The following is a 12,426-nucleotide window of genomic DNA, read 5'->3' on the forward strand; positions in this document are numbered from 1 at the left end:
CTGTTCATGAATAAATGTGTCGATTCGCTGTCCCAGCGAAAAACCCTGGCAGCAAGCCTGTTGGCACTGTCCGCCCTGACCTGCGGCAGCGCCGCGTTCGCGGCCAAGGATGTGGTGCTGGCGCTGAGCTCGCAGGCCGAGACGCTGGACCCCTACAACACCAACACTACCTTGACCACGGCCGTCACCAAGTCGTTCTATGAAGGCCTGTTCGAGTTCGACAAAGACCTGAAGATCAAGCCTGTACTGGCCGAAAGCTACGAAGTCTCGCCCGACGGGCTGACCTACACCTTCAAGCTGCGCCAGGGCGTGAAGTTCCATGACGGTACCGCGTTCAACGCCGCCGCCGTGAAGGCCAACCTGGATCGCGTGCTCGATCGCGACAACCACCTGGCCCGCTACAACCAGTTCAACCGCATCGACAAGGTCGAAGCGGTCGATGACTACAACTTGCGCATCACCCTGAAAGAGCCGTTCGCGCCCTTCATCAACTCGCTGGCGCACGCTTCGGCGGCCATCATTTCGCCGGCCGCGCTGCAAAAGTACGGCAAGGAAATCGCCTTCAATCCGGTGGGTACCGGCCCCTTCGTGTTCGACGGCTGGAAGCAGACCGACTACGTCCGCGGCAAGAAATTCGACGGCTACTGGAAGAAGGGCTATCCCAAGGTCGACACCATCACCTGGAAACCGGTGCTGGAGAACAGCACCCGCGCCGCCATGCTGCAGACCGGCGAAGCCGATTTCGCCTACACGCTGCCGTATGAGCAGGCCGCCTTGCTGCAAAAGAGCGACAAGCTGGACGTGCTGACGGGCGATTCGATCATCACCCGCTACATCAGCTTCAACGTGCAGCACAAGCCATTCGACAATGTGAAGGTGCGCCAGGCCATCAACTACGCCATCAACCGCGAGGCGCTGGCCAAGGTGGCGTTTGCCGGCTACGCCTTCCCGGCGCAGGGCATCGTGCCGCAAGGCGTGACCTATGCCTACAAGATGGACCCGTGGCCGTACGATCCCAAGAAGGCCAAGGAACTGCTGGCCGAGGCCGGTTACCCCGATGGCTTCGAATCGGTGCTGTGGGGCGGCTATAGCAACACCACCACCCAGAAAGTGCTGCAGTTCGTGCAGCAGCAATTGCGCCAGGTCGGCGTGAAAGTCCAGGTGCAGGCCCTGGAAGTGGGCCAGCGCACCGAGATGGTCCAGTCCGCGCCGGACCCCGCCACCGCGCCGGTACGCATGTACTACGCGGGCTGGTCGTCCTCGACCGGCGAAGCCGACTGGGCCCTGCGTCCGTTGCTGGCCTCGGAATCGTTCCCGCCCAAGCTGAACAATACGGCCTACTACAAGAACGACCTCGTCGACGGCAACATCGCCAAGGCCCTGCGCTCGGTCGACGACAAGGAAAAGACCCAGCTCTACAAAGAAGCGCAAGAGCAGATCTGGAAGGATGCGCCGTGGGCGGCACTCGTTACCGAGAAAATGCTGTATGCCCGCAGCAAGAACCTGGACGGTGTCTACGTGATGCCCGACGGCAACATCAATTCCGGCGAGATCTCGGTTTCCAAGTAAGTACGCCCGCCTAACGGCGAAACACGGTCGATGCGCGGGTCCGCCCAGGCGGGCGCGCGCATCGCCGATCAGGTTGCAATATGCTGAATTACTTCCTCAAGCGCCTGGTGGGCCTGGCGCCCACCTTGCTGATCGTGGCGGTGCTGGTGTTCCTGTTCGTGCACATGCTGCCCGGCGATCCGGCGCGGCTGGCGGCAGGGCAGGACGCCGATCTCGAGACCGTTGAACTGGTGCGCAAAGAGCTGGGGCTGGACAAGCCGCTGCCCGAGCAGTTCGTGCGGTTCTTCACCAACATCGTGCAGGGCGACCTGGGCACGTCGATCCGCACGCGCCGGCCGGTGGCCACCGAAATCGCCGAGCGCTTCATGCCCACGCTGCTGCTGACCCTGGTCAGCATGGCCTGGTCGGTCGTGTTCGGCATGACCATCGGCATTCTCTCGGCGGTGTACCGCAACCGCTGGCCCGACCGCCTGGGCATGACGCTGGCCGTCTCGGGCATTTCATTCCCGGCGTTCGCGCTGGGGATGTTGTTCATGCAGATATTCTCGGTGGACCTGGGCTGGTTGCCGACGGTGGGCGCCAGTTCGTGGCAGCACTACATCCTGCCGTCCATTACGCTGGGCGCCGCGGTGGCCGCGGTGATGGCGCGCTTTACCCGCGCCTCGTTCGTGGAAGTGATCCAGGAAGACTTCGTGCGCACCGCCCGCGCCAAGGGCCTGCGCGAACGTGTCGTCATCATCAAGCATTGCCTGCGCAACGCGCTGATCCCGGTGGTAACCATGATGGGCCTGCAGTTCGGCTTCCTGCTGGGCGGCTCGATCGTGGTCGAGGCGGTATTCAACTGGCCCGGCCTGGGCCGGCTGCTGGTCGACTCGGTCAACATGCGCGACTACCCCGTCATTCAGGCGCTGGTGCTGCTGTTCTCGCTGGAGTTCATCCTGATCAACCTGGTCGTGGACATGCTCTACGGTTTCATCAACCCCACCATCCGATACAAGTGAGGCGGCCATGACGCAAACGACCGCCGTAAATACCGGCACCGATGTACGTACCCCGTGGGGGGAATTCTGGCGCAAGTTCCGCAAGCAGCACGTGGGCGTGGGCGCCCTGGTGTTCGTGCTGCTGCTGGTGCTGGTCGCCGTGCTGGCGCCCTGGATCAGTCCGTACGACGCCGAGAATTTCTTCGACTACGACATGATCAACACCGGTCCGTCCTGGACCCACTGGTTCGGGGTCGATCCGCTGGGCCGCGATATCTTCAGCCGTATCCTGATGGGCGCGCGCATCTCGCTGGCGGCCGGCTTCCTGTCGGTGCTGCTGGGCGGCCTGATCGGCACCGCGCTGGGCTTGATGGCCGGCTACTACGAAGGCTGGTGGGACCGCATCACCATGCGCATTTCCGATGTGCTGTTCGCGTTTCCCGGCATTCTGCTGGCACTGGGCGTGGTGGCCATATTGGGCAGCAGCATGACCAACGTGGTGGTGGCGGTGTCGGTGTTCAGCGTGCCGGCCTTCGCGCGCCTGGTGCGCGGCAACACGCTGGCCCTGAAGAACCTGACCTATATCGAGGCCACCAAGAGCATCGGCGCATCCGACTGGACCATCCTGGTGCGCCACATCCTGCCCGGCACGATCTCGTCCATCGTGGTGTATTTCACCATGCGCGTGGGCACGTCCATTATCACGGCGGCCAGCCTGTCGTTCCTGGGCATGGGCGCGCAGCCGCCCACGCCGGAGTGGGGCGCCATGCTGAACGAGGCGCGCGCCGACATGGTCAATGCGCCCCACGTGGCGCTGTTCCCCAGCCTGGCGATCTTCCTGACGGTGCTGGCTTTCAACCTGTTGGGCGACGCCTTGCGCGATGCCCTGGACCCCAAGATCGACCGCCTGTAGCCTGCCGCGATGGATACGCAATCGATACTCCCCCGCATCGGCGGGCTGCCGGCGGGGCCGCTGGATGCCATCAGCGATGTGTGCGGCGTCACCGTCGGACACTGCACCATAGCCGACGGCGCGCTGCAGACCGGCGTCACGGTGGTGCGTCCGCACCCCGGCGACGTCTACCGCGACAAGGTGCCGGCCGCCGCGGCGGTGCTCAACGGTTTCGGCAAGAGTACCGGCCTGGTCCAGGTACGCGAGCTGGGCGTATTGGAAACGCCGCTGGCCCTGACCAATACATTCGGCGTGGGCACAGTGGCCAATGCGCAGATCCGCGCCGCCGTGGCCGCCAACCCCGCCATCGGGCGCGATTGGCCCACCGTCAATCCACTGGTGTTCGAATGCAATGATGGCTACCTGAACGACATCCAGGCGCTGGCCGTGCAGGAAATGCACTATGCGCAGGCGCTGGCCGCGGCCGAATCCCGCTTCGCGCAGGGGGCGGTCGGGGCGGGGCGCGGCATGTCGTCGTTCTCGCTCAAGGGCGGCATCGGTTCGGCATCGCGCATCGCCGCTATCCAGCCGGGCCTGCGCCATGCGGTGGGGGCGCTGGCGCTGGCCAATTTCGGCCGCCTGCCCAGCCTGACCATCGCCGGCCGGCCGTTCGGCCGCGAACTGGCCCGCCAGCAAGACCAGGCGCACGCCGCCGAGGCCGCGCGCCCCGAGCAGGGCTCCATCATCCTGCTCATCGCCACCGATGCACCGCTGGATGCCCGCCAGTTGCGCCGCGTGGCGCTGCGCGCCGGCGCCGGCCTGGCGCGCACCGGTTCCGTGTTTGGCCATGGCAGCGGCGACATCGCGCTGGCGTTTTCCACCGCCTACACTATTCCCCACCTGGCCGAGCGCGGCATGCCCGCCGTGCCGCTGCTGCATGAAACGCGCATCGATCCGCTGTTCGAGGCCGCGGCCGAAGCGGCCGAGCAGGCCATCATCGCGGCCCTGTGGCATGCCGAATCGGTCGACGGGCGCGACGGCCATCGCCGCGCCTGCATCCGCGAAGCCGCGCCGCGCTGGCGCGAATGGCTGGCACGCACTGAACTGTAGGCGGCCGCCGCAACTTTGACACAATCCCATGAAAATCCTGATTTCCACCGATATCGAGGGCGTGGCCGGCGTATTCCATGCCGAGCAGACCCGGGCCGGCAATGGCGAATACGAGCGGGCCCGCGCCTGGATGACGGGCGAGGCCAATGCCGCCATCCAGGGCGCTTTCGCCGGCGGCGCCGCTGAAGTCCTGGTCAACGATTCGCATGGCGGTTTTCGCAACCTGCTGCCCGACGCGCTCGACCCGCGCGCCCGCCTGGTGCTGGGCAAGCCGCGCTACCTGGGCATGATGGGCGGGTTGGAAGAACCCTGCGATGCCGTCTTCATGATCGGCTACCACGCCCGTTCGCAGGCGCGCGGCATCCTGGCTCACACGATCAACAGCTTTGCCTTCGCACGCGTGTTCATCAACGGCACCGAGCTGGGCGAGGCCGGGCTGTACGGGGCGCTGGCCGGCGAGCTGGGCGTGCCGGTGATCCTGGGCAGCGGCGACGATGTCTTCATTGACGAGACCGGCCCGCTGTTTCCGCATGCCCAGTGGGTGCAGACCAAAGTGGCGCACGGCCAAGGCAGCGGCGCCACGCTGTCGCCCGAGGCCGCCCGCCAGGCCATCGCGGCCGCTGCCGCAGCGGCGGTGCGTGGCGCCGCCGGGGCGGTTCCCCTGCGCATCGCCGCGCCTATAGAATGCCGGTTGCAGACCCAGAGTTCGGCGCTGGCCGACCTGTTCTGCATGTGGCCCACGCTCGAGCGCGTGGACGGCGTCACCCTGCGCTTCACCGTAGACAGCATGCAGGCCGCCGTCCGCACGCTCAACAGCCTGTCGGCCATGTCGTCCATGCTGCGCTAAGGAACCCCATGCCCTCCACCGATACCCGCATCGCCCAGCTCAGGCAGGCCATGCGCCGCCATGGCCTGGACGCTTGCGTCGTCCCGTCCGCCGATCCGCATTTGTCCGAATACTTGCCCGCTCGCTGGCAGGGCCGCCAGTGGGCTAGCGGTTTCACCGGCTCGGCCGGCACGCTGGTGGTCACGGCCGATTTCGCCGGCTTGTGGGTCGACAGCCGCTACTGGGTACAGGCCGAGGCCCAGCTTGCCGGTACCTGCGTGCAGTTGATGAAAATCGCGGCGGCCGGCACGCCCGGCCATATCGACTGGCTGGCCGCGCACATGCAGGCCGGCCAGCGGGTGGGCGTGGATGGCCTGGTGCTGGGCTTGTCGGCTTTCCGTGCGCTGTCGGCCGCGCTGGCGCCCGTGGGGGCCAGCCTGGACATCCAGGCCGACCTGCTGTCCGACATCTGGCCCGATCGCCCCGGCTTGCCTGACGCACCCGTGTACGGGCATGAACCGCCCTACGCCTGCCTCAGCCGCGCCGACAAGCTGTCCCAGTTGCGCCAAGCCATGCGCGCGCACGGCGCCGACGTGCACCTGGTGTCCACGCTGGACGATATTGCCTGGCTGTTCAACCTGCGTGGCGCCGATGTGTCGTACAACCCGGTATTCCTGGCGCATGCCCTGGTCGGCCTGGACCACGCCACGCTGTTCGTGGCCGACGGCAAGGTCGGCGTGGCCCTGCGCGCCGCGCTGGCGGCCGATGGCATCGACGTGGCGCCCTACGGCCTGGTCGCCGAGGCGCTGGGCTCGCTGCAGTGCGACCAGACCCTGCTGATCGATCCGGCCCGGGTCACTTGCGGCGTGTTCCACGCCATGAACCCGGCCGTGCCGCGCGTCGAGGCAATCAATCCCAGCACCTTGTTCAAGTCGCGCAAGTCCGAGGCCGAACTGGCCCACGTGCGCCAGGCCATGGCGCACGACGGGGCCGCGCTGTGCGAGTTCTTCGCCTGGTTTGAAAGCGCCCTGGGCCGCGAGGCCGTTACCGAACTGACCATCGACGAACAAATCACGGCGGCGCGCGCACGCCGCCCGGGCTATGTGTGCCCCAGCTTCGCCACCATTGCCGGTTTCAATGCCAATGGCGCCATGCCGCACTACCGGGCCACACCCGAATCGCATTCGGCCATCGAGGGCGATGGCTTGCTGCTGATCGATTCGGGCGGCCAGTACCTGGGCGGCACCACCGACATCACCCGCGTGGTGGCCGTGGGCCAGCCCAACGCCGACCAGAAGGCCGACTTCACCCTGGTGCTCAAGGGCATGATCGCGCTGTCACGGGCGGCTTTCCCGCGCGGCACGCCATCGCCCATGCTCGATGCCATTGCCCGCGCGCCCATCTGGCAGGGCGGAGCCGAATACGGCCACGGCACCGGCCATGGGGTGGGGTATTTCCTGAACGTGCACGAGGGGCCGCAGGTCATCTCGTACCGCGCCGCGCCCGGTCCCCACACGGCCATGGAACCCGGCATGATCACCTCCAATGAGCCCGGCATCTACCGGCCCGGACGCTGGGGAATCCGCATCGAGAACCTGGTGGCCAATCGCAGCTGGCTCGAGGGCGAACTGGGCGAGTTCCTGTGCTTCGAGACCCTGACCCTCTGCCCCATCGATACCCGCTGCATCGATGCCTCGCTGCTGCGGCCCGACGAAATCGCCTGGCTGGACGACTACCATCGCACGGTGCGCGAGCGCCTGGCGCCGCTGGTCGACGGCACGGCGCTGGCCTGGCTGCAGGCGCGTACCCAGCCGCTGCTGGCCAACTGAGCGCGGTATTTTCCGGGGCGGGTGGACGGGTCCCCCGGGGCTGCTCGGGGGCGGGCGCACCTTCCGGCTTTGTTACGTGACAACGATCAGGGAAAACCCCTGAGCGGTCCTGCGCCCGGCTATAATCCAAATTTCCCGCATGCGCCCGCTCGTCCCGGGCGCCTATTACGATGACCAAATACGTATTTGTCACCGGCGGTGTGGTGTCCTCCCTGGGCAAAGGGATCGCCGCCGCGTCCCTCGCCGCGATTCTCGAATCGCGCGGCCTGCAAGTCACTCTGCTCAAGCTCGACCCCTACATCAACGTCGACCCCGGCACCATGAGCCCGTTCCAGCACGGCGAGGTGTTCGTCACGGAAGACGGCGCCGAAACCGACCTCGACCTGGGCCACTACGAACGCTTCATCTCGGCCAAGATGCACAAGGTGAACAACTTCACCACCGGCCAGATCTACGAATCGGTGCTGCGCAAAGAGCGCCGCGGCGATTACCTGGGCAAGACGGTGCAGGTCATTCCGCACATCACCAACGAAATCCAGGACTTCGTCGCCCGTGGCGCCGATGCCGCCTGGAACGGCGCCACCGACGTGGCCATCGTCGAAATCGGCGGCACGGTGGGCGACATCGAATCGCTGCCGTTCCTGGAAGCCGCCCGCCAGATGAGCCTGCGGCTGGGCCGCAACAACGCCGCCTTCGTGCACCTGACGCTGGTGCCGTTCATTGCCTCGGCCGGCGAGCTCAAGACCAAGCCCACCCAGCACTCGGTGCAGAAACTGCGCGAAATCGGCATCTATCCCAACCTGCTGCTGTGCCGCGCCGACCGCCCCATTCCCGACGACGAGCGCGCCAAGATCTCGATGTTCTCCAACGTGCCGCTGGATGCCGTCATTTCGGTCTGGGATTCCGACTCCATCTACAAGATTCCCGCGATGCTGCACAAGCAGGGCGTCGACAACATCGTCTGCGAGGCCCTGGGGCTGACGCCGCCGCCGGCCGACCTGTCCATGTGGGACAACCTGGTCGATGCGCTGGAACACCCCCAGCACCAGCTCACCATCGGCATGGTGGGCAAGTACGTCGACCTGACCGAATCCTACAAGTCGCTGTCCGAAGCCCTGGTGCATGCCGGCATCCACACGCGCTCGAAGATCAATATCGAATACATCGATTCCGAAGACATCGAAACCCGCGGTACCGACCAGCTCAAGCACCTGGACGCCATCCTGGTGCCGGGCGGTTTCGGCAAGCGGGGCACCGAAGGCAAGATCGCCGCCATCCGCTATGCTCGTGAAAACGGCGTGCCTTACCTGGGCATCTGCCTGGGCATGCAGCTGGCCGTCATCGAGTTCGCGCGCCACGTGGCCGGTTTGGGCGGCGCCAACAGCACCGAATTCGACCCGTCCGCCCCGCATCCGGTGGTGGCGCTGATCACCGAATGGATGGACCGCGAAGGCAAGGTCGAAAAGCGCGATGCCGCTTCCGACTTGGGCGGCACCATGCGCAAGGGCGCGCAGCGCTGCCCCGTCAAGCCGGGCACCCGCGCGCAAGCCATCTACGGCGACGACGTCAACGAACGGCATCGCCACCGCTACGAAGTCAACAACGTCTACGTGCCGCGCCTGGAAGAGGCGGGCATGGTCATCAGTGCGCGCACCCCCACTGAAAACCTGCCCGAAATGATGGAACTTCCCGACCACCCGTGGTTCGTGGGTGTGCAGTTCCACCCCGAATTCACTTCCACGCCGCGCGACGGGCACCCGCTGTTCTCCAGCTTCATCGAGGCGGCCATTGCCAATCACGCGCGCAAGGAGCCCTGAATGAAAGCCTGCGGTTTCGACATTGGCCTGGAGCACCCGTTTTTCCTGATCGCAGGTCCGTGCGTCATCGAATCGCGCGAACTGGCCTTCGAAACCGCCGGCCGCCTGCAGGAAATCACGGCCAGGCTGGGTATCCCGTTCATCTACAAAAGTTCGTTCGACAAGGCCAATCGCAGCTCGGGCAAATCGTTTCGCGGCCTGGGCATGGACGAAGGCCTGAAGATCCTGTCCGATGTGCGCGCCCAACTGGGCGTGCCCGTGCTGACCGATGTGCACGAAACCGAGCAGGTCGGCCCGGTGGCCGCCGTGGTCGACATGTTGCAGACGCCGGCTTTCCTGTGCCGACAAACCGACTTCATCCGGGCCTGCGCAGCCTCGCTCAAGCCGGTCAACATCAAGAAGGGCCAGTTCCTGGCGCCGCACGATATGGTGCAAGTGGCCCAGAAGGCCCGCGACGCCGCCATCGAGGCCGGCGGCGACGGCAGTAATATCCTGGTTTGCGAGCGCGGCGCTTCTTTCGGATACAACAACTTAGTGTCCGACATGCGCTCGCTGGCTATCATGCGGGAAACGGGCTGTCCGGTCGTGTTCGACGCCACCCACTCGGTGCAGTTGCCGGGCGGGCAGGGTACGTCTTCGGGCGGGCAGCGCGAATTCGTGCCCGTGCTGGCGCGCGCGGCGGTGGCTGTCGGAGTGTCGGGCCTGTTCATGGAAACCCACCCCAATCCGGCTTGTGCCATGTCCGACGGCCCCAACGCCGTGCCGCTGGACCTGATGCCCGCGCTGCTCGAATCGCTGGTCGAACTCGATCGCGTGACCAAACGCAACGGCTTCATCGAAAACCAGTTCATCTGAACTGATGCCGCCGTCATGAATCTGTCTATCGTTCAGGGAATCAAAAAATCATGAGTGCAATCGTCGATATCATCGGCCGCGAAATCCTCGATTCGCGCGGCAATCCTACCGTCGAGTGCGACGTGCTGCTGGAATCCGGCGCCATGGGTCGCGCCGCCGTGCCGTCGGGCGCTTCCACCGGCCAGCGCGAAGCCATCGAACTGCGCGACGGCGACATGTCGCGCTACCTGGGCAAGGGCGTGTTGCGCGCGGTCGAGAACCTCAATACCGAGATATCCGAAGCCCTGATGGGCCTGGACGCGCAAGAACAGACGTTCGTCGACCGCACCCTGATCGAACTGGACGGCACCGAAAGCAAGGAACGCCTGGGCGCCAATGCTCTGCTGGCCGCCAGCATGGCGGTGGCGCGTGCCGCCGCCGACGAATCCGGCCTGTCGCTGTACCGCTACTTCGGCGGCAGCGGTCCCATGAGCATGCCTGTGCCGATGATGAACGTCATCAATGGGGGCGCGCATGCCAACAACACGCTCGACCTGCAAGAACTGATGATCCTGCCGGTGGGCGCCACCAGCTTCCGCGAGGCCTTGCGCTGGGGCGCTGAAGTGTTCCACGCCCTGAAGAAGCTCATTCACGGCCAGGGCATGTCCACGGCCGTGGGTGACGAAGGCGGCTTTGCACCCAACGTGCCCAGCCATGAAGCAGCCATACAGCTGATCCTGAAGGCCATCACCGAGGCCGGCTACGAGCCGGGCTCGCAAATCGCCCTGGGCCTGGACTGCGCCAGTTCCGAGTTCTTCCGCGATGGCAAATACACGCTGGCCGGCGAAGGCGGCCTGTCGCTGTCGTCGCAAGAATTCGCCAACCTGCTGGCCACCTGGTGCGACAAGTACCCCATCATCAGCATCGAGGACGGCATGGCCGAAAACGATTGGGATGGCTGGAAACTGCTGACAGACCAACTGGGCAAGAAGGTGCAATTGGTGGGCGACGACCTGTTCGTTACCAACACCCGCATCCTGAAAGAAGGCATCCAGAAGGGCGTGGCCAACTCGATCCTGATCAAGATCAACCAGATCGGCACCCTGACCGAGACCTTCGCCGCCATCGAAATGGCCAAGCGTGCCGGCTATACCGCCGTGGTGTCGCACCGCTCGGGCGAAACCGAAGATTCCACCATCGCCGATATCGCGGTGGCGACCAACGCCATGCAGATCAAGACCGGTTCGCTGTCGCGTTCCGACCGCATGGCCAAGTACAACCAGTTGCTGCGCATCGAAGAAGAACTGGCCGAAGTGGCTTCTTATCCGGGCCTCGACGCGTTCTACAACCTGCGTTGACCGTACCGGGCCGGGCGCGCCGCGCCCGGCCCTTGCGGCTGGCCGCAATAGTTGAGGGTGTTCGCATATGCGCCTGTTGTTCCTGGGGCTGCTCGTCTTGCTGGGCCTGATCCAGTATCCGCTTTGGCTGGGCAAGGGCGGCTGGTTCAAGGTATGGGACCTGCAGCGCCAGGTGGCCGCGCAACACGAAACCAACGAAGGGCTGCGCGCGCGCAACGCCGCGCTTGAGGCCGAAGTGCGCGACCTGGCTACCGGCGTAGGAGCCATCGAAGAGCGCGCCCGCAGTGAACTGGGCATGATGCGCGAAGGCGAGGTCTTCGTGCAGATTTTGCCGCCCGGCAGCTCCGTGCCGCGGCCCGCGCCCACGCCTGCGGCCGGCACTTCTGGCCAACCCGCCACGCCGCCGCGCCGCTGATCGGCCCGTTTGCGGCTCAAGGCCCGTCGCGGGCGCAATCCCAGCTTCCGTAGACCACTTGGCCCTTGCGCGCCGCCGGTGCCGCATGCCAGTCGACCGGGTGCGACTGCATTTCGATGCGCAATTCCATTCGAAGGGCCAGCAGGCCGCGCTCCAGGGCGTGTTGCGCGCAAGCCTCCGCCGCCCGGCCTGCCTGCCGCAGCAGTACCCGGGTCAGGGGCGCCAGGGGCTCGTGCAGGTAGGTCAGGCGCAGATGCAGGGTATTGGCATCGAAAATGGTCGGGCCGCCAGGCGGGGCGCCGCGCGCGGCGTGTTGCTCGGCCTGGTAGTCGTTGCTGGCGGCGCGCCGGCCAGGCGCTCCGGCCACGGCCAGGCCGGCGCGCGCATGAGCCTGTAACGCCACAGCGCTGGGCTGCAGTACTTCGATGCGCCAGGCGGGCATCCCGGCCTGGACTTGCAGGCGCCGCCATGCCCGCCGTTGCGCCGCTCGCGCATCGCCGCCGGCCTGCGCGTGGCGCGGCCGCGCCGCCTGTTCAAAGGCTTGGGCGATGGCGTCGGGATGGCCGTGGGCCGTGGCGCCCGCCCGCGCGGCGTCGACCAGGGCCACATAGGCCAATTGCCGGGCCAGATGCCAGTGCGCAGCCTCGGCCGCCAGCACGCCCAGCAACAGCAGGGGCGGGGCGGCCAGGGCGAATTCCAGCAAAGTGGCGCCACGGCCGTGCCGCGGCATGGCACGGCGCTGCACGCAGGGGCGCAATCGAAAAGGCAGAGGGTAAGGCATCGCCGGCAGTGTGCC

General features: G+C 66.1%; 11 protein-coding genes. 10 read left to right on the forward strand and 1 reads right to left on the reverse strand.

Going from position 1 to position 12,426, the window contains the following annotated elements:
• The first annotated feature begins 6 nt into the window (after window positions 1–6).
• The 10 genes from gsiB to ftsB all read left to right on the forward strand — a co-directional run bounded on the left by gsiB (window position 7) and on the right by ftsB (window position 11,630).
• Entirely contained in the window at window positions 7–1,569 is a 1,563-nt protein-coding gene (gene gsiB, locus KW845_RS03525; protein WP_218367781.1) for a glutathione ABC transporter substrate-binding protein GsiB, read from the forward strand.
• A gap of 80 nt (window positions 1,570–1,649) precedes the next feature.
• The gene (gene gsiC, locus KW845_RS03530; RefSeq protein WP_218367782.1) at window positions 1,650–2,570 is read left to right on the forward strand and encodes a glutathione ABC transporter permease GsiC; all 921 of its coding nucleotides are present in this window, start codon (window positions 1,650–1,652) and stop codon (window positions 2,568–2,570) included.
• 7 nt (window positions 2,571–2,577) lie between these two features.
• Complete coding sequence (gene gsiD, locus KW845_RS03535) at window positions 2,578–3,462, forward strand: glutathione ABC transporter permease GsiD (protein ID WP_218367783.1); 885 nt, start codon at window positions 2,578–2,580, stop codon at window positions 3,460–3,462.
• A gap of 9 nt (window positions 3,463–3,471) precedes the next feature.
• The gene (locus tag KW845_RS03540; protein ID WP_218367784.1) at window positions 3,472–4,551 is read left to right on the forward strand and encodes a P1 family peptidase; all 1,080 of its coding nucleotides are present in this window, start codon (window positions 3,472–3,474) and stop codon (window positions 4,549–4,551) included.
• 28 nt (window positions 4,552–4,579) lie between these two features.
• Entirely contained in the window at window positions 4,580–5,398 is an 819-nt protein-coding gene (locus tag KW845_RS03545) for a M55 family metallopeptidase (RefSeq protein WP_218367785.1), read from the forward strand.
• A gap of 8 nt (window positions 5,399–5,406) precedes the next feature.
• A complete protein-coding gene (locus KW845_RS03550; RefSeq protein ID WP_218367786.1) occupies window positions 5,407–7,206 on the forward strand; it encodes an aminopeptidase P family protein in 1,800 nt (599 codons plus the stop codon).
• 170 nt (window positions 7,207–7,376) lie between these two features.
• On the forward strand, window positions 7,377–9,023 hold the full coding sequence (locus KW845_RS03555) for a CTP synthase (protein WP_218367787.1): 1,647 nt from the start codon (window positions 7,377–7,379) through the stop codon (window positions 9,021–9,023).
• Window positions 9,024–9,878, forward strand: a complete 855-nt coding sequence (gene kdsA, locus KW845_RS03560; RefSeq protein WP_218367788.1) for a 3-deoxy-8-phosphooctulonate synthase — start codon at window positions 9,024–9,026, stop codon at window positions 9,876–9,878. It abuts the gene before it with no gap.
• Window positions 9,879–9,928: 50 nt separating this feature from the next.
• Window positions 9,929–11,215, forward strand: coding sequence for a phosphopyruvate hydratase (eno, locus tag KW845_RS03565; RefSeq protein ID WP_218367789.1), 1,287 nt, complete (start codon window positions 9,929–9,931; stop codon window positions 11,213–11,215).
• Window positions 11,216–11,282: 67 nt separating this feature from the next.
• The gene (gene ftsB, locus KW845_RS03570) at window positions 11,283–11,630 is read left to right on the forward strand and encodes a cell division protein FtsB (RefSeq protein ID WP_218367790.1); all 348 of its coding nucleotides are present in this window, start codon (window positions 11,283–11,285) and stop codon (window positions 11,628–11,630) included.
• 16 nt (window positions 11,631–11,646) lie between these two features.
• On the opposite strand, the gene KW845_RS03575 is transcribed toward ftsB, so the two are convergent.
• Entirely contained in the window at window positions 11,647–12,411 is a 765-nt protein-coding gene (locus tag KW845_RS03575) for a pilus assembly protein (protein ID WP_218367791.1), read from the reverse strand.
• Window positions 12,412–12,426: the final 15 nt, after the last annotated feature.

It is taken from the genome of Bordetella sp. BOR01 (genome assembly GCF_019218885.1).
GTDB lineage: Bacteria > Pseudomonadota > Gammaproteobacteria > Burkholderiales > Burkholderiaceae_B > Bordetella_A.

What these genes read in the sequence shown, in the direction of transcription:
- gsiB (WP_218367781.1), top strand. Translation starts at nt 7, where the DNA reads ATGAATAAATGTGTCGATTCGCTGTCCCAGCGAAAAACCCTGGCAGCA.
- gsiC (WP_218367782.1), top strand. Translation starts at nt 1,650, where the DNA reads ATGCTGAATTACTTCCTCAAGCGCCTGGTGGGCCTGGCGCCCACCTTG.
- gsiD (WP_218367783.1), top strand. Translation starts at nt 2,578, where the DNA reads ATGACGCAAACGACCGCCGTAAATACCGGCACCGATGTACGTACCCCG.
- KW845_RS03540 (WP_218367784.1), top strand. Translation starts at nt 3,472, where the DNA reads ATGGATACGCAATCGATACTCCCCCGCATCGGCGGGCTGCCGGCGGGG.
- KW845_RS03545 (WP_218367785.1), top strand. Translation starts at nt 4,580, where the DNA reads ATGAAAATCCTGATTTCCACCGATATCGAGGGCGTGGCCGGCGTATTC.
- KW845_RS03550 (WP_218367786.1), top strand. Translation starts at nt 5,407, where the DNA reads ATGCCCTCCACCGATACCCGCATCGCCCAGCTCAGGCAGGCCATGCGC.
- KW845_RS03555 (WP_218367787.1), top strand. Translation starts at nt 7,377, where the DNA reads ATGACCAAATACGTATTTGTCACCGGCGGTGTGGTGTCCTCCCTGGGC.
- kdsA (WP_218367788.1), top strand. Translation starts at nt 9,024, where the DNA reads ATGAAAGCCTGCGGTTTCGACATTGGCCTGGAGCACCCGTTTTTCCTG.
- eno (WP_218367789.1), top strand. Translation starts at nt 9,929, where the DNA reads ATGAGTGCAATCGTCGATATCATCGGCCGCGAAATCCTCGATTCGCGC.
- ftsB (WP_218367790.1), top strand. Translation starts at nt 11,283, where the DNA reads ATGCGCCTGTTGTTCCTGGGGCTGCTCGTCTTGCTGGGCCTGATCCAG.
- KW845_RS03575 (WP_218367791.1), bottom strand. Translation starts at nt 12,411, where the DNA reads ATGCCTTACCCTCTGCCTTTTCGATTGCGCCCCTGCGTGCAGCGCCGT.